Annotated in this window: 15 protein-coding genes and 1 pseudogene; 10 read left to right on the forward strand and 6 right to left on the reverse strand. The window is 68.4% G+C overall.

Features of this window, described 5'->3' with window-relative positions:
* Window positions 1-5: 5 nt before the first annotated feature.
* Window positions 6-4,835 carry an amino acid adenylation domain-containing protein gene (locus P3102_RS10830; RefSeq protein WP_346660177.1) on the reverse strand — a complete coding sequence of 1,610 codons (4,830 nt, stop codon included), beginning with the start codon at window positions 4,833-4,835 and terminating at the stop codon, window positions 6-8.
* Window positions 4,836-4,865: 30 nt separating this feature from the next.
* Between P3102_RS10830 and P3102_RS10835 the strand changes: the two genes are divergently transcribed.
* Genes P3102_RS10835 through P3102_RS10845 form a run of 3 tightly spaced genes read left to right on the forward strand, consistent with a single transcriptional unit; the run spans window position 4,866 to window position 14,010 of the window.
* Window positions 4,866-6,161, forward strand: coding sequence for an MFS transporter (locus tag P3102_RS10835; RefSeq protein WP_276368655.1), 1,296 nt, complete (start codon window positions 4,866-4,868; stop codon window positions 6,159-6,161).
* A 21-nt stretch (window positions 6,162-6,182) separates the two neighbouring features.
* Entirely contained in the window at window positions 6,183-13,079 is a 6,897-nt protein-coding gene (locus tag P3102_RS10840) for a non-ribosomal peptide synthetase (protein WP_276368656.1), read from the forward strand.
* Between the two features lie 4 nt (window positions 13,080-13,083).
* Window positions 13,084-14,010 (forward strand): TauD/TfdA family dioxygenase, encoded by a 927-nt coding sequence (locus P3102_RS10845; protein WP_276368658.1) that lies wholly within the window; start codon window positions 13,084-13,086, stop codon window positions 14,008-14,010.
* A gap of 446 nt (window positions 14,011-14,456) precedes the next feature.
* On the opposite strand, the gene P3102_RS10850 is transcribed toward P3102_RS10845, so the two are convergent.
* The 3 genes and pseudogenes from P3102_RS10850 to P3102_RS10860 form a co-directional block, all read right to left on the reverse strand.
* Complete coding sequence (locus P3102_RS10850; protein WP_276368659.1) at window positions 14,457-15,746, reverse strand: cytochrome P450; 1,290 nt, start codon at window positions 15,744-15,746, stop codon at window positions 14,457-14,459.
* A 292-nt stretch (window positions 15,747-16,038) separates the two neighbouring features.
* Entirely contained in the window at window positions 16,039-16,503 is a 465-nt protein-coding gene (locus tag P3102_RS10855) for a hypothetical protein (protein ID WP_276368661.1), read from the reverse strand.
* Between the two features lie 32 nt (window positions 16,504-16,535).
* Window positions 16,536-17,261, reverse strand: a pseudogene (locus P3102_RS10860) (hypothetical protein).
* 101 nt (window positions 17,262-17,362) lie between these two features.
* Between P3102_RS10860 and P3102_RS10865 the strand changes: the two are divergent.
* Genes P3102_RS10865 through P3102_RS10890 form a run of 6 tightly spaced genes read left to right on the forward strand, consistent with a single transcriptional unit; the run spans window position 17,363 to window position 22,489 of the window.
* The gene (locus P3102_RS10865; RefSeq protein WP_276368663.1) at window positions 17,363-18,670 is read left to right on the forward strand and encodes an ATP-binding protein; all 1,308 of its coding nucleotides are present in this window, start codon (window positions 17,363-17,365) and stop codon (window positions 18,668-18,670) included.
* Entirely contained in the window at window positions 18,667-19,095 is a 429-nt protein-coding gene (locus P3102_RS10870; protein ID WP_276368664.1) for a roadblock/LC7 domain-containing protein, read from the forward strand. Before P3102_RS10865 ends, P3102_RS10870 begins: the two co-directional genes overlap by 4 nt.
* Complete coding sequence (locus P3102_RS10875) at window positions 19,092-19,445, forward strand: DUF742 domain-containing protein (protein WP_276368666.1); 354 nt, start codon at window positions 19,092-19,094, stop codon at window positions 19,443-19,445. Before P3102_RS10870 ends, P3102_RS10875 begins: the two co-directional genes overlap by 4 nt.
* The gene (locus P3102_RS10880; RefSeq protein WP_276368667.1) at window positions 19,423-20,019 is read left to right on the forward strand and encodes an ATP/GTP-binding protein; all 597 of its coding nucleotides are present in this window, start codon (window positions 19,423-19,425) and stop codon (window positions 20,017-20,019) included. The genes P3102_RS10875 and P3102_RS10880 overlap by 23 nt, the downstream gene beginning before the upstream one ends.
* Window positions 20,016-21,404 carry a cytochrome P450 gene (locus P3102_RS10885; RefSeq protein ID WP_276368669.1) on the forward strand — a complete coding sequence of 463 codons (1,389 nt, stop codon included), beginning with the start codon at window positions 20,016-20,018 and terminating at the stop codon, window positions 21,402-21,404. Before P3102_RS10880 ends, P3102_RS10885 begins: the two co-directional genes overlap by 4 nt.
* Window positions 21,386-22,489, forward strand: a complete 1,104-nt coding sequence (locus P3102_RS10890; protein WP_276371096.1) for a cytochrome P450 — start codon at window positions 21,386-21,388, stop codon at window positions 22,487-22,489. Before P3102_RS10885 ends, P3102_RS10890 begins: the two co-directional genes overlap by 19 nt.
* A 435-nt stretch (window positions 22,490-22,924) precedes the next feature.
* On the opposite strand, the gene P3102_RS10895 is transcribed toward P3102_RS10890, so the two are convergent.
* Complete coding sequence (locus P3102_RS10895; RefSeq protein WP_276368671.1) at window positions 22,925-23,248, reverse strand: hypothetical protein; 324 nt, start codon at window positions 23,246-23,248, stop codon at window positions 22,925-22,927.
* 82 nt (window positions 23,249-23,330) lie between these two features.
* Window positions 23,331-24,239 carry an aminoglycoside phosphotransferase family protein gene (locus tag P3102_RS10900; RefSeq protein WP_276368672.1) on the reverse strand — a complete coding sequence of 303 codons (909 nt, stop codon included), beginning with the start codon at window positions 24,237-24,239 and terminating at the stop codon, window positions 23,331-23,333.
* A gap of 132 nt (window positions 24,240-24,371) precedes the next feature.
* Here P3102_RS10900 and P3102_RS10905 point away from each other — a divergent pair, with 132 nt between their 5' ends.
* Entirely contained in the window at window positions 24,372-25,223 is an 852-nt protein-coding gene (locus tag P3102_RS10905; RefSeq protein WP_276368674.1) for an alpha/beta hydrolase, read from the forward strand.
* The last annotated feature ends 54 nt before the right edge of the window (window positions 25,224-25,277 follow it).

The raw sequence follows: 25,277 nt of genomic DNA on the forward strand, positions 1-25,277 counted from the left end.
TCTGCTCACTTTCGGGTCGGGATCGGCGACACCGAGTCCGGCGCCGGGGTGCTCCAGTCCAGCGCCGTGCGCAGGTCTTCGGGTGTGGTGATCGTCAGGTCGTCGATCCGGCTGTCGGGTTCGCCGGCGAGCGCGGTGAGCAGCAGCTCGTAGCGGGCGGCCATCCGGACGATGAACTCCGAGGAGAACAGCGCCGTGTCGTACTCGAACTGGACGTACAGTCCCTCGTCCTGGTACTCGATGGACACCGCGAGATCCACCGGCGTGGTTTCCCGGTAGGGCCGCATGGTCTCGACTTCGAGATCGGCCAGTTTGAGCGAAGGATTCGGCGTGTATTGGAAATTGAAGAGCACCTGCACGAGCGGGTCGTGGCCGGTCTGATGGCGGTCCGGCCGGAGGGTTTCGACGAACTTGCTGAAGGGAAGCTCCTGGTTGGCGTAGGCCTCGGTCGCCGTCTCCCGGACGTGGTGCAGCAGTTCGCGCCCGGAGCGGCGCACGTCCAGATCGAGGCGCAGCACGAGGACGTTGATGAACAGGCCCACCAGGTTTTCGGTCTCCTGCCGGGTACGGTTCGACACCGGTACGCCGACGAGCAGGTCGCGCTGCCGGGTGTACCGCCACAGGAGGAGCCCGAAACCCGCGAGCAGGGTCATGAACAGGGTGACGTCTTCACTCCGGCTCAGGCGCTCCAAGGTGTCGCGCAGCCGCAAGGGCAGCCAGAAGCGGTGGTGCCCACCGTGCGACGGCCCGGATTCACGGCGACCGTCGGTAAGCCAGGACAGCTCCTCGGGCGGGTCTTCCAGTTGCCCGGTCCAGTAATCCACTTGATCGGACAGCTCGCCGCTGCTCAGCCGTGCCCGCTGCCACGCGGCGAAGTCGCCGTAACTGATCGGGAGCGCGGGCAGGGCGGGGTCCTGGCCCCGCAGCCGGGCCCGGTAGAGCAGATCGAGGTCGCGGAACAGGATTTCCATCGACCATCCGTCCACGACGATGTGATGGATGATCAGGACGAACACGTGGTCGTGATCGCTGAAGCGCAGCAGCGAGGCGCGCAGCAGCGGACCTGTGGTCAGGTCGAACGGCCTGCCCGCCTGATCGTCGACGAACTCCTTGATCCGCCGTTCCCGGTCGTGGACGGGAACGGCGTCGAGCTCTTTCACCCGGATCCGGGTGAGGTGCCGTGGCACGCGGATCGCTCGCGGCGTGCCGTCGACCGTGACTATGGCGGAGCGCAGCACCTCATGCCTGTCGAGCACTTCGTCGAAGCCGCTGATCAGCACGTCCGCCCGGAGCGCGCCGTGGATCCGATATGCGGCACCGGTGTTGTACGCCTGGCTGGCCGGGCGGAGCCGGTGTACGAACCAGATGCCCTCTTGTCCGTGGCTGAGCGAGGAGTGCCCGGCCGCCGCCGTCACCGGGTCGGTCAGCAGACCGGGCCGTTCGCCGATGACACATGCGGCCAGCGATGCGATCGTGGGGTCGTCGAAGAGGACGTGCAGGGCGACTTGGACGTGCAGGCGCTCCCAGACCTTCGCCAGCATCCTGGCGGCGGACAGGGAATGCCCGCCCAGGCCGAAGAAGCTGTCGTGCACACCGACACGGTCCACTCCCAGGACCTCCCGCCAGATCGCGGCGAGCGTGGTCTCCACCTCGGTCCGAGGAGCGGCGTACGGCGCGCGAACCGTCGGCCGCGTCAGGCGGAGTCCGGCCAGCGCGGCGCGATCGACCTTGCCGGTGGCCGACATCGGCAGCGAGGAGCCGATCGCGTAGACCGACGGCAGGAAGGGACCGGGCAGGGAGGCGCCAAGGAACGCCTGCAGATCCGCCGCGGTGGGCACGGGTCTGGTGGCGCCGACGTAGGCGGTCAGCGTCTCCAGCCCCGGGGTTCCGCCAGGCAACACCGCGCAGCTGTGCACCGCGGGGTGGGCCAGGAGCGCGGACTCGACCTCGCCCGGCTCGACCCGGTGGCCGCGGATCTTGACCTGATCATCGTTCCGGCCGAGGAAGACGAGTGTCCCGTCGGGCAGGTACCTGGCCCGGTCCCCGGTCCGGTATCGCCGCGCACCCGGCCGCGGGCTGTCCTCATCCGGGACGAACACCGCCGCCGTCATCCCTGGGCGGTCGAGGTACCCGCGGGCGACCCCGGCCCCGCCGACGCACAGCTCTCCGGGAATCCCCGGTGGGCACGGCCTGCCGTGCTCGTCCACCACCACGGCCGTGGTGTTGTCGATCGGGTGGCCGATCGGGAGCACGTCCGGAAGCGCGCCCTCGCGGGGGACCCGGTGAAAACAGCAGGCGGCGACCGTCTCGGTGGGGCCGTATTCGTTGATGATCTCCTGGTCGCCGCCGGTGCGCCAGGGCTCCAGCGTCTTGGCGAACAGCCGCTCGCCCCCGACGACGAGGACCCTGGCGAGCACGCTCCCGCCCGCGTCCTGCTGCCTGCCGTCCGCGAGCAGTTGCAGCTGGCTCGGGGTCAGGGCGAGATAGCTGTGCTCGAGTGCGGCGAGCTCGTTGACGACGGCCAGGGCGGCGCCCGGTTCGGCGGCCGCGTCACCACCGTGGACCAGGTGCACCCGCTGCCCGGCGTACAGCGCCGGGAGCAGGTTGGTGATCACGGTCGTGTCGAAGCCGATCGAGCCGTGCAGCGCGGCGCTTCCACCTGCCGAGAGGCGGAACTCCCGCACACACCACAGGGCGTAGTTCTGCACGCCGCCGTGGGTCAGCATGACGCCCTTGGGGCGGCCCGTCGAGCCGGAAGTGTAGAGCAGGTAGGAGAGTTGGTCGTCGTGGACCGGCAGGTCCAGATCGTGGCCGCCCTCACCCCGGCCGGTGTCCTGGTCCAGGACGATCAGCCGCGTCGGGTTGAGCTGCGCGGGGAACATACCGGGTTCGGCCAGCACCGTACCGGCGCCGGAGTCGTCGAGCAGCAGCGCGGTGCGCGCCGCGGGGTTCCGGGGATCCAGCGGTACGGCCATGCCGCCCGCCTTCAGCACAGCCAGGATGGCCACGACGAGCTCGGCCGAACGGCTCGCGCAGATGCCGATCGCCGCTTCGGCTGGAAGGGGCTCCTTGAGCAGGGTGCGGGCGAGCCGATTCGCCCGGCTGTTGAGTTCCCGGTAGCTGACCTGCCGCTCGCCGTCCACCAGGGCGATCGAGTCCGGAGTGCGCCGCGCCCGCGTTTCGAAGGGCGTGTGCGCGCCAGCCCTCGCAGGCCTTGCCGCGAAGGTGCGATTCCAGTCCGCGGCTCGCGCGACGGCCGTGTCACTGCGTATCGGCAGGCGGGACAGCGGATGTTCGACGGCGGACCGCAGGCCGCCGAGCAGCGTCCGGAACTGGTCGGACAGGTCCGCGGCCCATTCCGGGCTGAAGCGGCTCGTCCGGTATTCGAGGTGGCTGCTCTCGGGGCGGTTCGCGTCCGTGGTGACGGTGAGGTCGAACTTCGCGGTACCGGTGTCGGTCAGGTGGATCGACGACACCCCTGGAACGGCCCCGGCCGCCTCGGTGTCGTGGTGCGCGAGCATCACCTGGACCAGCGGCGTGTTCCCCGGCTCCCGCGCCGGCATGAGGTGTTTGACCAGTTCCCCGAACGGGAGGTCCTGGTGCGCGAGCGCGTCCAGCACGGCATGCCGGACCCGGCCGAGCAACGTCCTGAAAGCCGGGTCTCCGGTGGCATCGACCAGCACCGGCACCGTGTTGACCAGCGGGCCGACGACCGTGTCCAGTTGGGCGTGGTGACGGCCGGAGACCGGGACGCCGATCAGCAGGCGCTGGTGACCGCAGTGGCGTGTGAGGAGTGTGCCCAGCGCGGCGAGCAGCACCATGAACAAGGTGGTGTCATGGCTCGCCGCCAGCTTTCGCAACGCGTCGAAGTCCGCGGCCTCCAGGCCGAGCGGCTCCCGTGCGCCGAGGTGTGCCGGTGTTCCGTCCGCTGCCAGGTCACCGGGTATGGAGATCTGCGACGGCACGTCGCTCAGCCGGGAACGCCAATGGGCCACTTCGCGTTCCAGTGCCTCTCCGGACAGCTGTTCGCGTTGCCAGACGGCGAAGTCCGCGTACTGAAGCCCTTCGCTGGACAGCGTGCGACCCGGCGTGCGGGCGAGTGTGAGGATCTCGATGGCGAGTATGCGCAAGGACGTGGCGTCGACGATGGAGTGGTGCGCGGTCAGCAGGAGTTCGCAGCTCTCCTCGGAGGTGATCAGCAACGCCGCGCGCAGCAGCGGACCGCGACCCAGATCGAACGGCGCACCTGCCTCGGTGGCGTGAATCGAGCGGCGTCGCTTCTCCTGGTCGCCCCGGGCTGCGCTGCGCAGGTCGTGGACGGCCAGCGGTATGCGCATACTTCCGGCGATCCGTTGCCGCGGCAGGCCTTCCTCCTCGTCGAAGGTCGTCCGGACGGCCTCGTGCCGGGCGGAGACGACGTCGAGCGCCGCCCGTAGCGAAGCCGGGGGGAGAGGGTGCTCGACGGTGAGCACCCAGGGAATGTGATAAGTCGCTTCCCCTGGAGTCAGCCGGTCGATCAACCAATACGATTCCTGCGCGAAAGAAGCGGGAAAAAAGGCCGGGCGCGGGCTTGCCCGATTTGCGGACTCGCTCATAGTGCTCCTGGAAGCCGTCGATTCGCTCACCGTAGAACCGGGATCCGTGTTCGACAAGTGTTCGCGCGATACGGAAAAAACACCCGTGGTGTAAGCGTTCGGCGACTTCTTCCCGCCACCGTGTGACGGGAATAATCGATAACGCGAGGCGGGTTCCGCGATGGCGCGCGGAGTGGGTATTCGGATACGCTGACGGCCGTTGGCGTGGCGCGGTGTGGACTCCGTGCCGATTCGGCGCATTCACACTCGCGAGGGAAAGGGGAGCGGTCGGTGGTTCCGAGCGGAGAGGCCGTACCGGGGCGGGTCCGGCCGCACGGCAAGCTCGGACGCGACTTCTGGACGCTCTGGAGCGCTTCCACGGTCTCGATCGTCGGTGACGGCCTCTATCTGAGCGCTCTGCCGCTGATCACCTTGCTCTACACCGATGACCCGCTTCAGATCTCGCTCGTGACGGCGGCCAGTACCTTGCCTTGGTTGCTTTTCGGCCTGATCGGCGGCGCCCTCGTGGACCGGTGGGATCGGCTTCGGATCATGTGGATCACCGATCTCGCCCGCTTCGCGGTCGTGGGCGGGCTGGCGCTGGTGCTCCTGACCGGACACGGCTCGGTCGCGGTACTGGCGGTGGTGGCGTTCCTGCTCGCCACTGGGGAGACCCTGTACGTGACGGCGTCGCAATCGGTGTTGCCCGCACTCGTCCAGCGTGACCCGCATCAGCTTAAAAGAGCCAATTCCAGGCTGTTCGGAGCGCATCTCCTCGCCCGTGACTTCGGCGGCAAACCACTCGGTGGTGCGTTGTTCTCGGTGGCGCCGGGACTGCCGATCCTGATCGACGCGGTGTCGTTCGCCGCGGGGTCCGCGTTGGTCGGGCTCATCGGCCGTGGTGAACGCGGGGCCGCCGGGCCTTCGGCGACGGTGGAGCGGCAGGGACTTTTCCGTTCCGTGCGCGCGGGGATGCGGTGGCTTTGGCATAACCGGTTGTTGCGCACGCTTGCGCTGCTGGTCGCGGTGGGGAACATGGTCACCGCGGCGTGGATGGTGCTGCTCGCGTTGCTGGCGCGGGACAGGCTGGGTATTTCCGGTTTCGGCTTCGGTGTGCTCACCGCGTGCCTCGGCATCGGCGGCGCGTTGGGCAGCCTGGTCGCCGTGCGGTGCAGCGACCGATTCGGACTGGCTCGCACGATGGTCTCGGTCATGCTGCTCGAAGCGCTCGCCACAGCGGGTGCGGGCTTGGCGGGTCATCCGGTGGCGACCGGTGCGATGCTCCTGCTGATGGGGGCTTCGGCACTGGTATGGAACATCCTGACCGTAACCTTGCGCCAGACGATCGTACCCGACAAGTTGTACGGGCGGGTCAACAGTGCCTTCCGCCTGCTGGCCATGGGTACCGCGCCGCTCGGCGCGGTGCTGGGCGGGCTGGCGGGCAACGCCTTCCCGCTCCCGGTGACTTTCGTGCTCGGCGGTGCCGTCATCGCGGTCGCCGCGTTGTTTTCGGTCCGCGTGGTGAACAAGCGCAACGTGGACAAGGTCGTCGCGGATGCCGAGGTGGCCGCGGCATCATCTTCCTGAACCATCCCCAAGGGAGGCACCATGTCCTCTTCGGAGTCCGGTCTTACCCCGCGTCCGGCGGAACTCGGTCCCGGCGGTGGAATGCGTTGGTCGGTGTCCTTGGGTCTGGAGGCTCATCCGTTCCTGGCCGACCACGCGTTGCACGGCACCCCGGTTCTGCCCGGTGCCACCGTGCTGAATCTGGCCTTCGCGGCGGCGGGTGTGTGGGCGTTCGCCGACGTGGAGTTCCACGAACTTCTCGTGGTGCCCCAGACCGGTGCCAGGGAGTTGCTGCTGGACAGCGGCGACCGCGGTCGGCTGACCCTGGTCGGGACTGGCGTATCCGCTGTCTCGTACGCCTCGCTCCGCATCCTGGGCACCGATTTCCCCCCGTCACCCGCCGAACCACCTCGGCAGAGTGTCGAACGGTGCCCGCGCGAGCGTTCGGGTGCCCGGATTTATCGTGACTTCGCGGCGGCGGGCAACGACTACGGGCCGAGGTTCCGGTGGATCGACCGCTTGTGGACCGGGGAGCACGAGGCGGTCGCTGCGCTCCGCGCACCGGTGTCCATACCGTCGCGCACGTCCGAGTCTCCCGCACCGGAGCTCGTCGACGCACTCGTCCAGGTCATCGGTGCCGCGTTCAGCGGTCACGGGCAAGGGTTCGTGCTCCAGGGCTTCGAAGAACTCCGGTGGCACGGGCCGATGCCCGACCGGCTCTGGGTGCACGCGCGGTGCCACGAGACGACCACCGGTACCGAAATCCTCGCCGACGCCCGGCTTCTCGGAGATGATGGCGCGGTCGTGCTCGACGTTCGTGGTGCCCGGCTGGTCGCGACGGACACCGCTCCCGAACGAAAGGCGGCCGAACCCGCCCTCACGGTCGCGGCGACGTTCACCGCGGAACCCATCCAGGACGCGATGGAGTACTGGCTGGATGAACTGGGCTTTGCGGGCGGGGTGGAATTCGCTCCGTTCAATCAGCCGCTCCAACAACTGGTGGACAGTGGTAGCTCGTTCAACACCAGGGCCAAGGGAGCCAATCTCCTGTTGCTTCGTCTCGACGACTGGCTGCACCCGGACCGGGGCGGTCGAGAGGCCGGCCCGACGCGCGGAGCGGCCGGGCTGGCGGGACTGTCGCGGACGCTGTTGCCCAACGGCATCGAACTCGCCGACATCAACGAGTACGAGACGGAGTATCTCTTCGACGAGGTCTTCGAACGGGACACCTACCTCCGGCACGGTATCGAGATCGGCGCAGGGGCCAGCGTGGTCGATGTCGGGGCCAACATCGGGATGTTCAGCCTCTACGCCCGCAGACAGGCCGAGGGCGTGCGGATCACCGCCATCGAACCGGCGCCCGCCGCGTTTTCCGCGCTGACGACGAACGCGGCGCTCTACTTTCCCGGGCAGACGCTCGTCAACGCCGCGATTTCCGACCGCGAAGGCACTGGCGAGCTCATCGTGTACAGCGGTTACAGCGTCTTCTCCGGCCTGTACGCCGACCCTGTCACGGACCGCTCCGCGATCTCCGCGATCGTGGAGAATCGCCTGGCCGACCGCGGCCAGGGGCTGAGCCGGTTCGCGGACGACCTGATCGGGGACAGGCTGGCCGTGAAACGCGTGCCCTGCCGCCTGCGTACTTTGTCCAGCGTGCTCCGCGAACATCGGATCGCCCACGTCGACCTGTTGAAGATCGACGCAGAGGGAAGCGAGTTCGCCGTGCTGGCCGGATTGTCCCCGGCCGACTGGAAAGGCATCCAGCAGATCGTCGTGGAAGTCCACGGCGGGGAGACGGCGGCGCTGGCCGCGTCACTGGAATCGCACGGGTACACCGTCAAGGTCGACGAGGCTGAAACCGTCCGGGGTTCCGGGTTGACGATGGTGTACGCGCGGCGCGCCGGCTACCGTCCGGCGGTGGGCGAACGTCACCACGAGGCGGGGTTGCGGCACTCGGTCACCGAGTTGATCAGCGCCGTCCGGGATGGTGCTGCCCGGTCCATTCCGTTGATCGTCGCTTTCTGTCCGTCACCGCCCGGGCTTTCGCGACATCACCGAGCCTTGCTCGCCGAAGCGGAACAACGAATCGTCCGGGAGCTGGCGGGCTGCGCCGGAGTCATCCTGCTCGACGGCGCGGCGACCGCACCGGCAGTGCCTGACTGGTATGACCAACGAGGTGAACGCATTGGCCGGATGCCTTACACGGCAACCTATCTCGCGCAGTTGTCCACGATGGTGGGGCGGGCGTTACACGCGGATTCCGCTCGCGCGCCCAAGGTGGTCGTGGTGGATTGTGATCAGACTTTGTGGGGCGGGGTCTGCGCCGAGGCCGGGCCGGACGGCGTCACACTGGAGGCGGGGCATCTCGCCCTCCAGCGGTGGCTGGTGGATCTGCACCACGCGGGAGTGCTCCTGTGTCTGTGCAGCAAGAACGACGAAGCCGATGTAAGGTCGGTGTTCACCGCCCGTCCGCAGATGCCCCTGCGTCCGGAGCACTTCGTCGCCACAAGGTTGAACTGGCTGCCGAAGTCGGCGAACCTTTGGTCACTGGCCGAGGAGCTGGATCTCGACGTCGCCGACTTCGTCTTCATCGACGACAGCCCGGTCGAGTGTGCAGAGGTCTCGGCCAACTGTCCAGACGTGCTGGCGCTGCTGTTACCCGAACCCGAACGGATACCCGGTTTTCTCGATAACGTGTGGGCCTTCGATCCGGTCCTGGACAAGCCCGTGACCGAGGTGGACCGGCAGCGGACTCGGTACTACCGCGAGAACGCCGACCGCGAGTCGCGGAGAAAGGCCACGCCGAGCCTCGCGGAATTCCTGCGTACCTTGGAACTCCAGGTCGAAATCGGGCCGCCCGCCGCGGACGAACTCGACCGCGTCGCCCAGCTGACGGAGCGGACCACCCAGTTCACCTTGTCGTCGCGTCCGCTGCGGACCGGCGAACTGATGAACCCACCGTGGCGATGCGAGGTTGCCAGGGCAAGGGATCGCTTCGGCGACTACGGGCTGGTCGGTGTCCTGCGCTGGTCGGTCCACGGCACGGTGCTGAAGCTGGACACTTTCCTGCTCAGTTGCCGTGCTTTGAACAAGCGGGTCGAACATCACCTCATGGCCCACCTGGCGAAGGTCGCCGGAACCCACGGCCTCGACAGTGTCGAGCTAAGCGTCGTACCGACCGCGCGCAACACGCCGATGCTCGGCTTCTGCCGGGAGATCGGCGCCCCGGTCGGGGAAGACAAGGACGGGTCGCTTCGGTTCCGCTGGACGATCGGGCAGCTCACGGAGATGGTGAACCGGCCGATCAAGGGCCCGGAGCGGTGGCCCCTTCCCCCGGCGAAAGCCGTGCGCCGTACCGCGCCCGCCGGCCCTGTGCTGAACGCGGCCCAGATCCGGCGGATCGCCCTCGAACTCGCCGAGCCCGCCGCGCTGCTGGAAGTGCTGCGACGCGCCCGCGCCCGGAGACCGGGGAACGCGGGCTGGTACGCCCCTGTTCGGCAGGGCCTGGAGCAACGGCTGGCCGAGATGTGGTCCGAAGTGCTCGGTGTCGATGGCTTGGGCCGCCACGACGACTTCTTCAGTCTCGGGGGTACTTCGGTCCGGGCCGCGGCACTGGTGAGCCGCCTGCAGCAGGCGTTCGGCGAACAAGTGTCGCTGAGCACGCTGCTCACCACCCGAACGATCGCCGGCCAGGCCGCCGCGCTGGGGGAGCCACCACACGAACCGGCGGGCAGCCCCGGCGCTGTGCCGCGCGAACCCGCTGTTCCGTACGAGATCCCCAAGTCCGTGCCGTTTTCGTCCGCGCAACAACGAATCTGGTTCCTGGAACAGCTCTACCCCGACACGGCGCTCTTCGTCGTGCCCCGGGGAATCCGGCTGAGCGGTGAGCTGAACACCATGATCCTCACCCGGGCGATAGCCGAGATGGTCGACCGGCACCCCATCCTCGCCGGCATCGTGGCTCCCGATGGGCGATCCCAGCGGTACCGCGACGGGGATGTCACGGTCACCATGGTGGATCTCGGTGATCACCGGCGGCCCGAGGACGGGCTGGCCGAGGTCGTAAGGGGCGTTTGCGCGCCGTTTCGCCTGCTTCACGAGCCGCCGCTGAGGGTGGTCCTGGCTCGGCTGGAAGAGCATGAGCACGTTCTGGTGGTGGTGCTGCACCACCTGGTCTGCGACGACCGATCACTTCAAGTGCTCTTCCGCGAACTCCTCGACTGCTATTCGGCGTTGCAGTCCCGTGCTTCCCTGCCACCATTCCCGAAGGCCCGCTTCGACGATGTGGTCGCGGCCCAGCGGGAATGGCTCGCCGGAACCGAAGCCCGTCGTCAAAGCGAGTACTGGAAAGAACAATTGGCCGGCGCACCGGTGGACAAGCTGCCTTCGGACCACCGCTGGCCCGCATCGCCCACCTTCACCGCCTGCCGGAGCTCGTCCATCGTGGACGCTCGCCTGCGCCGAACCCTGACGGACCTGGCGACGCGTGCGGGCGCGACCCCTTTCATGATGTTCACGCTCGCCGCCCAGCTCCTCTCACAACGCCACCTCGGCATGGACGACACGGTCATCGGCACGCCATCGAGCCTGCGCCCCGCCGGTTTCGAAGACGTCGTGGGGCCGTTCATGAACATCCTTGTCCTGCGGACTGATCTGTCGGGCGACCCCACCGTCCGACAGGCGCTCGCCCGCACCCGGGACACCGCTACCGCCGCCTACGACAACCAACGTCTGCCCTTCGACCGGGTGGTCGAGCTGACGGCCGCCGAGCGCGACGATCGTGACCCCCATCCGCTGGTGGAGGTGATGGTCAACTACCTCGAGACCCCAGAGCCGAGGAGGCGCCTGCCCGGGCTGGAAGTAAAACCTCACCCCCTGGCCGAACCGGCGGCCAGGGCTCCCCTGATGTTCTACATCCGTCCCGTGGGGGAGGGCTGGCGAATCGAGCTGGTCGGGCAGCGCGAGAAGTTCTCGCCGGACCGAGTCGAGATTCTGCTCGCCCAATTCGTCACCGTGCTCGAACAGTTCGGCGCGAAGCCCGACCAGGCCCTGGGGGAGATTTCCCTTGCGGCGGCGGGGCCGGCCGAAGTGCTCCCGGCTCCCGGATTGCCGTTGCCACACCGCAATTTCCCGACCGTGCCGGAACTGGTCTGGACGCGAGCCGGGCAACTGCCGGAACAGACGGCAGTCCGCGTCGGCGACCTCCGGTGGTCGTATCGGGAGCTGGTGACCGCGGCGGACGATGTCGCCGCGACACTCGGGCGAGCCGGTGTGGTCCGCGGTGAAACGGTCGCTGTGGCAGGCGATCGCGGCTTCGCCCTGATCGCTTGCATGCTCGGGGTGTGGCGCCTGGGTGCGATCCTGCTTCCCCTCGGTGCGTCTCACCCAGTCGACCGACGGCGCGTCATGATGCAGGAGGGCGGTGCTCGGCTTCTGCTGTGGCTCGGGCCCGAGGAGGTCCCCGCCGGGTTGAATGACGTTCCGGTCCTGCGTCTCGACTCGGGCGCCGCTCCGGTGGCAGCCGGCGCGGCCGGGCAATTCCCCGAGCCTGCCGATCCGGCCTACGTGTACTTCACTTCGGGTACCTCCGGAACGCCTCGAGCCGTGCTGGGAAGCCACAACGGGTTGAGCAACTTCCTGTGCTGGTTCCGGGACGAATTCAGGCTCGGGCCGGACGACCTCGCCGCTCACACGACCGAACCCACCTTCGATGTCGTGTTGCGTGAGCTGTTCGCCCCGCTGATCGGCGGGGGGACGCTCACCGTGCCGGATCAGGCCGGGTCGAGTCCGCAAAGGACCGTCGGCTGGCTGATCGACGAGAAGGTCACCGTCGCCCATCTGGTACCGACAGTGGCATCGGTGTGGCTGGAATCAAGGCCGCCGGGCCGCACCGGAACCGCCATGCGCGTGGTGTTCTTCGCCGGCGAGCCCCTGCCCGATTCGGTGGTGCGAGCCTGTCGGACCGTCTTCCCCAACGCCGAGATCGTGAACTTGTACGGTCCCACGGAGACTACGCTCGCCAAGAGCTTCCATCGTGTTCCGGTGGAGCCCAGGACGGGAGCACAGTCAGCCGGTGTGGCCTTGCCGGGAAGCCAGATCCTGATCCTGGGCGAAGGGGACCGGCCGGCCGGTGTCGGTGAGGTCGGGGAAATCGTGATCCGTTCGCCTTATCGCACGCTGGGCTACCGCAACGACCCCGAGGCGCAGCGATCGAAGTTCCGGCCGAACCCGTTTCGCGACGATCCGGACGACGTCGTCTACCACACTGGCGATCTGGGCCGAGTGCGGCACGACGGCACCCTCGACGTCCTCGGGCGGATCGATGATCAACTCAAGATCCGCGGCGTGCGAGTGGAACCGGCTGAAGTGGCCGCTCTGCTGAAGGCTCATCCACGCATCGCGGAAGCCGCCGTGCTGAATGCGGGCGACGGTGAGTCGTCTGCCCGGCTTGTCGCCTTCGTGGTGGCCGCGAGCGAGACCCCGACGGAAGACGAATTGCTCTCTCGTCTGCGAGGTACACTTCCGGCGGCGGCGGTCCCGGAAGCGGTGATCTCGCTGGACCGGCTCCCCAGCACTCCGAATGGCAAGATCGACCGGTCCCGGCTGCGAGCCATGGTCACCGAGACGCGGCCACCGGCGGGCCACGGGTCGACGAAGGCGCCGCTGCCGGGTATGGAAGCCAAGCTGGCGGCTAGCTGGGAAGCGCTTCTCGACGTACCCGGGATAGGCCGGAGCGACAGCTTTTTCGCGCTGGGCGGCCATTCCCTGTCGGCCATGCAGATGCTCAGCACAGTGGTCGACGAGATCGGCGTGACTGTGCCGCTGCCGCGGTTCTTCGCAGATCCCACGGTCTCTGGGCTCGCACGGTTGATCGCCGACGCCGGGGAACAGCGTGCGCCCACGACGATTCCGAGGCGGAAGAGGGAAACCGGTGAATGAGGAGATGCCGTCGACTGGCCCGGCCGTGATCCTGGCGGACGACGTCCGGTCGACCGATCTGATGGAGCACCTGGATCGGCATCGGCTCGGTGTGCGTGATCTCGTCGTCGAACGGGGTGCTGTGTTGTTTCGCGGATTCGAGGTCGGGTCGGCGGCGCGGTTCCACGCCGTCGCTCGCGCCTTCATGCCCGAGCTTGTCTCGTATGTGCACGGAAACTCTCCTCGGCGCCGGGTGACCGACCGGGTGTACACCTCGACCGAATATCCGAGTGAGTACCCCATCACGTTGCACAACGAATTGTCCTACACCAAGTCTCCACCTTCTTACCTCATGTTCTGCTGCCTCGTCCCCGCCGCCGTCGGCGGGGAAACCCTCATGGCGGACGGACGACGTGTACTGGAGGAGGTGACCAGGCAGGTGAGAACCTGTTTCCTGGCACGAACCATCAGGTACACGCAGAACCTGCCCGATGGTGCCGGGTTCGGGAAGTCGTGGCAGGACACCTTCGAGACGGAAGACGCCGAACAGGTTATGCGACTCCTGCGAGAAGGCGGGGCCGAGTTCGTGTGGAAGCCCGACGGGGGGTTGCGGGTGACGCATATCCGGAACGCCGTCGCGGCGCATCCGGTCACCGGGAGGCCGGTCTGGTTCAACCAGGCCGACCAGTGGCACTGGTCCAATTTGGACGAATCCAGCCGGGCGGCGATGTTGAATGTGTTCGCAGAGGACGATCTGCCCATCAACGCGTCGTTCGGGGACGGGAGTGCCATCGATCCCGCGGATCTGGACGGGATCCGCCGCGTCTACCACGAACTGGCCCGGCCGGTTCGCTGGCAGCCCGGTGACGTCCTCATCATCGACAACTGGCTCACGATGCACGGTCGGGCCGCCTATACCGGCCCACGGCAGGTGCTCGTCGCGATGGCGTGACTCAGGACGTGGTCGGCGACAGCCGGGCAATCACCGGCTTCCGCTCTGAAGGGCCGCTGAGCGCGCTGGGACCTGGGTGTCTTGTGGAGCGGCGGGGTACCCGCCAAGCTCGACGGACACCCGGTGGTACGCCCTGCTTCGGTGCCGGGAAGCCGCCGATCTTCCGCTCGGGCAGTCAGGCCGGCCGTAGCGGGGTGCGGTCCTCCACCGCAAAATGCGGGTGATACCCGGAGATTTCACTCATGCGGCCCTGCTCCAGCGTGGCGCCACCCGGGCTCGCATCACAGGTCCACGGCCCTGACAGCCCGTGACGAAACTACTGTTTTGCGCCATACACTTTTCCCTTGATCAAAAGAATTCGAACTCCAGAATCGCCGTGACCTCAGGATTGCCCCTTGTGGCGTCGCGGGCTGCACTCGGTCGCGGTGGCTGCCCGGAATTCACCCTCACTTCCGGACGAACGTCGCTTGAAACCCGTAGGGCGCGAGCAGGTTGTGGAAGACCGGTATAACCGCCAGGGCATCAGGGGCGACCACTCGGTAGTTCCTGGTGAGCCAGTACATCGTGAGTACCAGCTGAGTCAGTCCCAGGCGCGTTCCCAGGCAGACACGAGGCCCTGCGCCGAACGGAATGTAGGTGTACTTGCGGATCGGTTCGCCCCCGTTGAGCCATCGGTCAGGAACAGCTGTATCCGGATCCGGCCACCATCGGCTGTCGCGGTGCATCAGGTAGGGGCTGAACATGATCTGGGTTTTCGGTGCCAGCGACCACTTCCCGAGGGCGGTGGCACGAAGGGCGGTGCGGCCCATCAACCAAGTAGGCGGCCATAGCCGGAGAGTCTCCTTGACGACGGCTTCGGTTCGCGGCAACTCGGTCAAGGTCGGCTCCTCTTCGGAGCTCCACGCCATCGCCTCGGCTTCCACCGTGGCCCAGAGAGCAGGGCGAGTGGTCAGCGTCCACAACGCCCAAGCCATCGATGCGGCCGGTACGCCATACGCGGCGAGGAGAATGCCTCGGATGAGACGCTGTACCTGGAGCTCGCTCAGCCCGGGCCGTATCGTCAGCAGGACGTCGAGAAGGTCACGGGGGTTCTCGGGGACGGCAGCTGACTTCCTGGCGGCGATCTTCCTGCTCAGGACGTCCAGGGTTTTCTTGCGGGCTTGTCGGAAGCGGTTGAGGGTACGGGACGGGAACCACTCCGGTAGCACCTCGGAACTGCCGGAAAGTGGTGCGATGGCCCTTGTGTTCTCGACGACGACCTCGGCGATGCCCTTGGCGTCCGCACCCAGGCAGAAGTCCGCCGCCGCGTGACCGGAATATGTCTCCATCAAGGCGAGGACGTCGACTTCGCGACCGACCGTGTCATTCAACTGCCGGTCGAACAACTGGCGAAGCCTGCCGGTATGAGCCGCTGCGGCGTCCTGGTTCAGGCCACGCCATCCTGACCGTCGCGCGGCCATCCATAACCGCGAATCGGTCGCACTGCGATCGGCGTCGAATCTGGTGGCGACGGGAGAGCTCTCACTGGAGAAGTCCTCGTTCGTCCTGGTCAGCAAGCTGTGTACCAGATCTGGATCGCGTACGACTATCGTTCTCTTGTCGTATGCGAAGACATCACCGTACTCGTCATGACACCGCATGAGGAATCCCATACGGTCGCGGTCGTACTCGAACGTGTTGCCGCTCAGCCAGTGGCCCTTCGGACCAGGAGGATGAAGCCGCCTATCGGTCAACACTCTTCCTTGCGTCGGTGCGGGCCGGTCGTCGCCGACCGGCCCGACGTCAGGTCAGTTGGAAATATCCCAGTAGAAGTAGAGACCGCCCATACGGGTTCTTCCCAGCAGTCGCGCGGTGACATGGCGAAGAAGCTTCACGTTCGCTCCCGTTATATCTCGACAACGACTTGTCGTGTTCGAATTGGACCTTGTGGTCCGTGGGTCCTGATCGGCGCCCTGGAGACACCTGTGCTCTCGGCAAGCGAAGACTCGCACCTCCGATCAGGAATGGCAAGGCGATCTGAATGCACATTCACGATCGCTCGATAACCGGTACCGCATCGGCCGTGTCGAGGCTTGGTGGAATGTCCAGGCGGGCGCGGGTCGCGCGGCAGTGCCGTACCACTGCTGCACTGCCTGCTGGAGTTCGTGGGCGCGATCGTCGACGGCGGTGCCGAGCCAGGCTGTGTGGCCGTAGCAGGATGGCGCGGAGTTCGAGGTGGCCGGTGCATGTCGCGTCGATGATGTCGACCCGGTCGATCCATCCCTTGGCGGACCGGCGGAGATCGTCGTCCGGGGCGGGATCGAGCAGGACGCCGCGGCCGGGCGCGAGCAGGGTGGCGAGGTCGGTGTCGTCGGTGCCGGTGGACAGCTTGAAGTCGGGTGCGAGGCGGCCGAGCCAGGGGTGCGCCGGTATCGGGGACCATGTCGTAGCGGGTATCCAGGCCAGTGACGGTTTCCGCGAAGCCGCGATTGCCGGCGGGATGGCCGGCGACACGGGTGAGCAGGTCTATGAGCGGCCCAAGCCGGTCATCGACTTCGGCGAACCGAGTGCCTCGTCCACAGCGGTTCGCAGTGGACCCAGGCTGACTGGCGTGTCCTGGTCTCGACCATGAACCTGACCAGGTGCGGGATTTGGTTCTCGATTTCGACGAGCAGAACGCCGACCGGTGTGTCGTCCAGGCAGATGGCTCCGCCGAAGGTCACCGGCACATCCACGTCACCCGCGCCGGTTTTGGTGCTGTGGCACGGATTCGTGCCCAGCGCCTCGACCCCGAGCGGAAGTTCTGCGAGCATCGCGCTGTCCCGCACCGCCGTTGATGATCAGCCCAGCCCAGCCGTTTCCCACCGCCGAGCCCGCGATCAGGTCGCCGTCAGCGCGGTGTGCAGTGAACCGCCGCCGTCGACCACCAGTACCGCGCCCGCGCCAGGGGTGCGCAGCAGTTGGCGGGCCAGGCCGTTGTCTTCGTGGCACACCACCGTGCGCACCGGACGGAAAACCGCCGATGCCACCGGATTCGCGGAACTGCGTGTCACACACGAGGAGTCGCTCGCCGTTTTCGTCGACGAGGTCGGCGGCGGTGAAGCCCTTTCTCGCGGGCGGTGAGCCCTTTCTTCGCGAAGTCTGGGAGAACACGTCCAGTTTGCGCTACGGTACTCGCTGCCGACATTGCGCCAGGCGCGATGTGACGTCCGTCCCCGCCATTGTGGAGCTGCGCACATGCCGTCCTGCCCCGGGCCCGCCCGAATGCTCATCGCCCGGCAGCGCGGTCGCGGCCCCGACGCGGACCTGGTGCGGCTCCCTGCGATCGCCTAGCAGGCTGGTCGGTCCCCGCCCAGCTGACCGTGAGGATTTCATGGAACACACCCTGCTGCTGGCAGGCTTGATCTGTCTGTTGTTGCTCGCCATCGCGCTCGCCGTGCTGCTGCTCCGGCAACGCAACGTCACCACCACCGTCGGCCGGTACCGGGATGCCGCCGTCGCCGAGTTGAACGCGCGCGAAGCCGAGGAGCGCCACCTGCGCGAGGTGCGGCTCCCGGCGATCGCGGAGTCGCTGGCGAATCCGTCGGTGACCGTGCCGGGCCCGCTGCGCGGCAACGGCCACGGCGATCCGCACCGCGCGGTGCTCGAAACGATCACCGAACTGCTCGGGCAGACCCGCCGCGATTCCGCCGATTCCGCCGCCGCGACCCTGCGCGCGATGATGCGCACGGTGCAGAACCTCGCCGGTGAGCAGCAGGTGCTGATCTCGGCGATGGAGGACCGGCACGACGATCCATCCGTGCTCCAGGGGCTGCTCGGCCTCGACCACGCGAACTCGCAGCTGGGCCGCCGCGCGCAGGCGACTGCGGTGCTCTGCGGTTCGTGGCCCGGTCTGCAGCGCTCGGCCGCCACGCTGACCGACGTGGTCCGTGGCGCCACCGGCCGTATCCGCGACTACGCGCGCGTCCAGATTCCCGCGCCGTCGGACACCGCCGTGGTCAGCCAGGCGGTGGAGCCGGTGGTGCTTGCGGTGGCCGAACTGCTGGACAACGGCGCCCGCCACTCCCAGCCCGGCTCCCCGGTGCAGGTCACCTTCCAGCAGGCGCACAACGGCCTCGCCATCATCATCGACGACGCCGGTGTGGGCATGACGGTGGAGGCGGTGCAGCGCGCGTCCTGGCTGCTCGGCGGCCACGGTGGCCAGGACATCGCCGCGCTCGGGGTGCCGCCGCGCATCGGGTTCGCGGTAATCGGTGCGCTCGCCAACCGGTACGGGTTCCGCGTCTCGGTGGACACCCGGTCGCCCTACGGCGGGGTGCGCGCGGTGCTGTTCCTGCCGACGGAACTGCTCACCAGGATCACCACGCCGAGCCCGTCCCCGGCCGTGCTCACCCCGGACCCACGAACCGAAACCCCCGAAATGCCCGCTACGCCCGAACCGGCCAGGCCTGCCGAGCCCATCGTGGCCACTTCCCCGATGGAGACCACGGATCTGGGCACCACCGTCCACGGCCTGCCCCGGCGCCGCCGCCGCACACTGGTCGCCACCCAGGCCCCGGAGCCTGCCGCACCGGCCGTTCCGGCGCCCGACCCGAACCCGGTCGCCACCGCCGCGGCCTGGCAACGCGGAACCCGTCGCGGCCGCGCCATTTCCACCGACCTCGAAAGGGATGCCCAGTGAGCACGAACACCGACGCGACCACCAACCGGCTCGGCTGGATGCTCGACCAGGCCCTGCAGATGCCGGAGATGCTCTACGCCGTGCTGCTCTCCGCCGACGGCCTGCTGATGGCCCATTCCGAGGGCATCAGCCGTGACGACGCCGAGCGCACCGCCGCCGCGGTGTCCGGGCTGCAATCGCTCGCCCGCGCCACCGGCGAGTTCTGCCGACGGCCCGCCGAGCAGTGGCGGCAGACGTTGATCGAGTTCGACGGCGGGTTCGTCTTCCTCACCGCCGCCGGCCAAGGCGCCTACGTCGCGGTGTCCACCACCGGCAGGGTCGACGTCGAAGGCGTCTCCTCCCGCATGCAGGAACTGGTGCAGAGGCTCGGCCAGGAACTGACCGCGCCGCCGCGCTTCCCGGCAGCCGGAGGCTCCCGGGCATGACGCCGAACCGGCGCGAGCAGGCTTTGGTGCGGCCACACGTGGTCACCGAGGGCCGCGCCCATCCGACCCGCAACACGCTGGACGTGGCCACCGTCGTCTCCGCCACTTGGGCGCCGATGGCCGGGCTGAGCCCGGAGAAGCGGCGGGTGATGGAGCTCTGCCGGGGCGGTGCGCTGGCCGTGGCCGAGGTGGCCGCACACTTGAACCTGCCGACCAGCGTGACCAAAGTGCTGTTGTCCGACCTGCTCGATTCCGGTCACATCGAAGCCCGCGCCGCCGTGCGCAAGGCCGATATCCCCGACCACCAACTCCTGCAGAAGGTACTCGATGGTCTCCGTGCTCTCACCTGACGGCTACGTCCCCGCCACCGTCCGGACCTCGGTGAAGATCCTGGTGGTGGGGCCGTTCGCGGTCGGCAAGACCACCTACGTCGGCACGCTGTCCGAAATCCGCCCGCTGCGCACCGAGGAAACGATGACGCAGGCCGGTGCGCTGGTGGACGACCTGTCCGGGGTGCACGGCAAGAACACCACCACGGTCGCGATGGACTTCGGCAGGCTGACCATCGGCGACGACGTGGTGCTCTACCTGTTCGGCGCGCCTGGCCAGCAGCGGTTCACGCAAATGTGGAAGGACCTCGCCTACGGGGCACTGGGCGCGCTGGTGCTGGTGGACCCCACCCGACTCGAAGAGTCCTTCGACGTGATGGGACTGCTGGAGGAACTGGGCCTGCCGTACGCGGTGGCCATCAACCAGTTCGACGGCGCTCCGAGATTTCCCGAAGCCGAACTTCGCGAAGCACTGGACCTGCTTCCCGAGACCCGCCTGGTCAGCTGCGACGCCCGCGATCGAGGATCGTCCGCGCAGGCGCTGATCAGCCTTGTCGACTACCTCTTCGACCCCACCCGCCAGGAGCATTCGTGAGCACTCCCGCCGCCGGACCACCACCCGGCTGCCCCGCGCACGCCGAGCGCGCCCGCCTCTACGACGAAGAATTCGCCCGCGATCCCGCCAGTGTCTACGCGAAGATGCGGGCCGCGCACGGACCTGTCGCGCCGGTCGAACTCGCGCCTGGCGTGAACGCCTCGCTGGTCCTCGGTTACGAAGCCGCGCTGGAAGTGCTGCGCGCGCCGTCGACCTTTCCCCGCGACCCCCGGCGCTGGCAGCAGAACCAGCCCGAGGACAACCCGGTCATGCCGATGATGGGCTACCGCCCCAACTGCCTGTTCACCGACGGCGCGGTGCACGCGCGCCTGCGCAGCGCGGTCACCGGCAGCCTGGCGCGGCTCAACCCGCACGCGCTGCGCGGTTACGTCGAGCAGATCGCGCGCGAGCTGATCGCCCGGTTTTCCGCCGAGGGCAGGGGAGATCTGCTCACCGACTACGCGACCACGTTGTCGCTGCAGGTGTTCAACCATCTCTTCGGCTGCCCGCCTGCGCTCGGGGACCGGCTGGTGGCCGGGATGCGCGGCATCTTCGACATGGTCGATCCCGAGCGCGCCAACGCCGAGCTGACCTCGAGCATGCTCGAACTGCTCGCGCTCAAGCGGGCGCAGCCGGGCCAGGACGTGCCGTCGTGGATGATGGCGCACCCGGCGCGGCTGACCGACGAGGAGATGCTGCACCAGCTGGTGCTGCTGATGGGCGCGGGTACCGAGCCGCAGCAGAACCTGATCGCCAACGGGGTGCGGCTGCTGCTGGTCGACGACCGCTTCGCCGGTGACCTGGCTGGCGGCAGCCTGCACGTGGAGGACGCGCTCGAGGAGATCCTCTGGGGCGACCCGCCGATGGCCAACTACTCCGCCGGTTACCCGTGGCCAGGGGTCGACTTCATGGGCACCCACCTGCCCGCCGCCGAACCGGTGGTGATCAGCTTCGCCGCCGCCAACACCGATCCCGCGCTGCGTGCCGAGCAGCGGGTGGGTAACCGGGCGCACATCGCCTGGGGCGCCGGCGTGCATTCCTGCCCCGCGCAGGGCCCGGCGAGGCTGATCGCCACCACCGCCATCGAAACCCTGCTCGACGCGCTGCCCGATCTGCGCCTCGCCGTGCCGGAGGACCAGCTGCAATGGCGGCCAGGCCCGTTCCACCGCGCCCTCGCCGCGCTGCCCGTGCTGTTCACCCCTGTCGTTCCCGCACCAGTTCCGTCCACCGAACCGACTGGAGAGCACCGTTGGAATCCGCCGCACCCCGCCCCCTCGTCCTCGACCCCACCGGCGCCGACATCCACGCCGAGAACGCCGAACTCCGCGCCCGCGGCACCACGACGCTGGTGGAGCTCCCTGGCCAGGTGGTGGCGTGGTCGGTAACCGATCCGGAGCTGCTCAAGCGCCTGCTCGGTGACCAGCGGGTGTCGAAGGACCCGCGGCAGCACTGGACCGCGTGGCGGGAGGGCACGGTACCCGCGGACTGGCCGCTGATGATCTGGGTGGCCGTGCAGAACATGTTCACCGCCTACGGTGGCGAGCACCGGCGGCTGCGGTCATTGGTGGCCAAGGCGTTCACCTTCCGTCGCACCGAGGCGCTGCGGCCGTGGGTCGAGGAGATCACCGGCGGCCTGCTCGATCGGATCGAGGGCACCGACGGGGTCGTAGATCTGCGCGAGCACTTCGCCTACCCGCTGCCGATCGAGGTGATCTGCCAGCTGTTCGGCGTGCCCGAGGAGCACCGCGCCGATCTGCGCAAGGCGGTCGACGGGGTGTTCGACACCACCGCCACCCCGGAAGAGGCGGCAGCCAACGGCGAGCAGATGTACCGGATCCTCGGCGAACTAGTGGCGCTGCGGCGCGCCGAGCCGGGTGACGACCTGACCAGCGGCCTGATCGCGGCACGCGACGAGGACGGTTCCTCGTTGCAGGAAGCCGAACTCGTCGACACGCTGATCCTGATGATCTCGGCAGGGCACGAGACCACGGTCAACCTGCTCGACCACGCGATCACCGCGTTGCTGACCCATCCCGAGCAGCTGCGCCAGGTGCTCGACGGCGAGTACGGCTGGGGCGACGTCATCGACGAAACGCTGCGCTGGCAGGCGCCCGTCGCCCATCTCCCGCTGCGGTACGCGGTCGAAGACATCGTTGTCGACGACGAGGTGACGATCAAGCGGGGCGAGGCGATCCTGGCTTCGTACGCGGCTGCGGGCCGCGCGCCGGAGTTCGGCGACAACCCGGAGAAGTTCGACCTTTCGCGGACGAACAAGAGCCACCTCTCGTTCGGGCACGGGGTGCACTTCTGCCTCGGCGCCCCGCTGGCCAGGGTGGAGGCGGAGATCGCGCTGCCGGCGTTGTTCGCGCGCTTCCCGAAGCTGGCGCTGGCGATCGAACCGGCAGAGCTGGAGCCCACGGCGTCCTTCATCTCCAACGGGCACCGGGTCCTCCCGGTCACCCTGGGCTGAATTCGGGTAGATCCGGTGGAAACGCCGCCGGCCGGGAGCATTCCGGCAGGCATCCTCCTGATGGTGGCGGTAAGGGGTGGTCGAACTCGTGCGCGCCGACGGCGCACCCCGCTCACCGCGACCTACGCACACGGTCCTGCCAGGGCCGGGGCGCGAAGCTGTTGATCAGCACAATCCGGCGGTCCTGGCCGATCTCGGTGATCAGCGAGTCGATGGCGCTGGGAAGATGACCTCACCGGCCACACCGAGCCGGGAGGTGGCAGGAGGGATTGGTCTGGGAGAATCAGACCGTGGCCAGCACTCGCGCCGGAGTACCCGAGCGGGCGCGACACCGTCATTGACGCCGACGAACGCCGTATGCGGTGAAGCGGCTGGTCCGGTGGCCGGCCGGGCGGGGGTCGTTTCGGTCGAGTAGCCGAGCAACAGACGCGGCGTTCACCTTGCCAGGGCTGTGATCGGCCGTTCGCGGGTTGTCCGGAGCATGGGGATCAGTGTGGCGGCGGCGGTTGTCGCGGTAGCTCCGGTGACGATGGCGATGTACATCCACACTGGACCGCTCGGCAGCGGTGATTGGGTTTTATCAGAACCTGCTGCTGGACCTCGAAAGTAGTCCAAGCCGGCCGCGCTCGCGCCCGGCAGGAACACCACGGCCGGTCCGCCGCTGCCCGGCCGGTGCACGAAGATGCGGCGCCCGTCGACCTCGCCGAACCCGCCGACCGGTGGAGCAGGCCGGACCGTGGAAGTGATGTCGTCCGTCATGCGACCAGGTTCCACCCCGGACGCAGGGTCAAGGCCAACCCTTCCGCGACACTCGAACCCGTCGATCACCTCGTCGGCCGGATCAGCGGTGTGTGGCGGTGAGGCGTCGCAGGGCGGCGTGGGCGGGTGGGCCCCAGGTGGGTTTGCCACCGGGACGGCCGTGCACGCCGGCGTCGCCGATGAGAAGGCCGCCGAGGGCGCGGGCCATCGCCCAGCCGCGGGCGCGGCGCAGGGTGGCGGTGTCCGGGGCCGGTCGGTAGTCCGCGTGGAAGTGGTCGCCGGCGTGGTCCGGTAGCAGGAGCCACATGGCGGCGAGGTCGTAGGCCGGGTCGCCCGCGCAGAGGTCGCCGAAGTCGACCACACCGCAGAGGGTGCCCTCGGCGGTGAGGACGTTGGCCGGATGCAGGTCGGCGTGCAGCCAGAGTGCCGGGCCCGTCCACCGCGGCGCGGTGACCGCGTCGTCCCAGACGGCGCGGACGGCGTCCGGGTCGGGGATCAGTCCGCGCTCGGTGGCCGCGGTGAGCCCTGCGGCGAACTGGCCGGTGTGGTCGGCCAGTGGCCCGCCGCGGTTCCGGCCCGCGGGCGCGTCGCTGGGAGCGGGCCGGTGCAGAGCCGTCAGGAACGCGGCCAAGGACGCGGCCGCCTCGGAGGTTCGCGTAAGCGGGGCGCGGTCGGCGGGCGTGCCCGGGACCCAGGTGGTGACGAGCCAGGGCCGGGGGAACCGTTCGGAGGGCTCGCCGAAACGCCGCGGGACGGGGATCGGCAGCGGAAGGCGCGGAGCGAGCGTGGGCAGCCAGGTGAACTCTTTGCGCAGCAACGCGTCCGCGGACCCGGTCGCCCAGGGAAGCCGGACGGCCAGATCGTCACCGAGCCGCCACAGTTGGTTGTCCCAGCCACGCGCACCCAACCGGATCGGGCGATCGGCGAGGTCGGGGTGCTGGTCGCGGACAAGGTCTTCGACCAGTTCCGCAGTGATCTCGATGTCGGTCATACCGGGCGACGATAATCGCGGATGCGGCTGCTGTCCGGGGTGTTCGCCGCAGGCTGGCCCGCTCCGACTCGACATGGTGTCCACTGTGGCCTTAGGCTGTCTAAGTAGAGTGATCTATCAAGTGGAGTCGCGATGCCAACGATCGAACTGTCCGCCGGACCCCTCGCCTACGCCGACACCGGCGGCCCGGGCCCGGTCCTGGTCTTCACCCACGGCTTCCCGATGAACGACTCGCAGTGGCGCAAGGTCCTCCCGCTGCTCCCGGGATACCGCTGCATCCTGCCCACCCTGCCATTGGGCGCCCACCGCGTACCGATGAAACCCGACGCCGACCTCTCCCAGCGCGGCCAGGCGCTCCTGCTCGCCGAACTGCTCGAACGACTCGACCTCACCGACGTCACCCTGATCATGAACGACTGGGGCGGCCCCCAATTCCTGGTCTCCGAAGGCAAAGCGGACCGGGTCGGCAGACTCGTGCTGGTCGCGTGCGAAGCGTTCGACAACTTCCCGCCCAAAGCCGTGCGCCCGCTGGTCGCCCTCGCCCGCGTTCCCGGCGGCACCTGGCTCATGACCAAACTGTTCGCCACCCAGCTCTTCCGGCACAGCCCCCGCGCCTACGGTGGCCTGAGCAAACACGGCATCCCCGACGACGTGCTCGACGACTGGTTCGCCCCCGCCACCCACAACCGCGAAATCCGTCGTGACCTGGCCAAATTCGGCACCTCCGCACCACCGCGCAAGGTGCAGCTCGAATGGACCGCCCGCCTCCGCGACTTCGACCGGCCCGCCCTCGTCGTCTGGGCCACCGAAGACCGCCTGATGCCCGCCGACCACGGCCGCCGCCTGGCCGACCTGCTCCCCCACGCCACCCTCGTCGAAATCGCCGACTCCTCCACACTGATCCCCGAAGACCAGCCGGAAGCACTCGCCGAAGCACTCAAGACCTTCCTCGCCGAGAACGGGGCCGGAGTCCCCTCGCGATAGCAGCCGATGCCCGAACGCCACCACCGACTCCGTCGTTGAAAGGAGGGATGATGA

This window comes from Amycolatopsis sp. QT-25, from assembly GCF_029369745.1.
In the GTDB taxonomy this organism is placed as follows: domain Bacteria; phylum Actinomycetota; class Actinomycetes; order Mycobacteriales; family Pseudonocardiaceae; genus Amycolatopsis.

Bases quoted from the DNA above. Each gene is read 5' to 3' on its own strand.
- P3102_RS10830 (WP_346660177.1), bottom strand. From the start codon at position 4,835: ATGCGCCGAATCGGCACGGAGTCCACACCGCGCCACGCCAACGGCCGT.
- P3102_RS10840 (WP_276368656.1), top strand. From the start codon at position 6,183: ATGTCCTCTTCGGAGTCCGGTCTTACCCCGCGTCCGGCGGAACTCGGT.
- P3102_RS10845 (WP_276368658.1), top strand. From the start codon at position 13,084: ATGCCGTCGACTGGCCCGGCCGTGATCCTGGCGGACGACGTCCGGTCG.
- P3102_RS10865 (WP_276368663.1), top strand. From the start codon at position 17,363: ATGGAACACACCCTGCTGCTGGCAGGCTTGATCTGTCTGTTGTTGCTC.
- P3102_RS10875 (WP_276368666.1), top strand. From the start codon at position 19,092: ATGACGCCGAACCGGCGCGAGCAGGCTTTGGTGCGGCCACACGTGGTC.
- P3102_RS10880 (WP_276368667.1), top strand. From the start codon at position 19,423: ATGGTCTCCGTGCTCTCACCTGACGGCTACGTCCCCGCCACCGTCCGG.
- P3102_RS10895 (WP_276368671.1), bottom strand. From the start codon at position 23,248: ATGACGGACGACATCACTTCCACGGTCCGGCCTGCTCCACCGGTCGGC.
- P3102_RS10900 (WP_276368672.1), bottom strand. From the start codon at position 24,239: ATGACCGACATCGAGATCACTGCGGAACTGGTCGAAGACCTTGTCCGC.
- P3102_RS10905 (WP_276368674.1), top strand. From the start codon at position 24,372: ATGCCAACGATCGAACTGTCCGCCGGACCCCTCGCCTACGCCGACACC.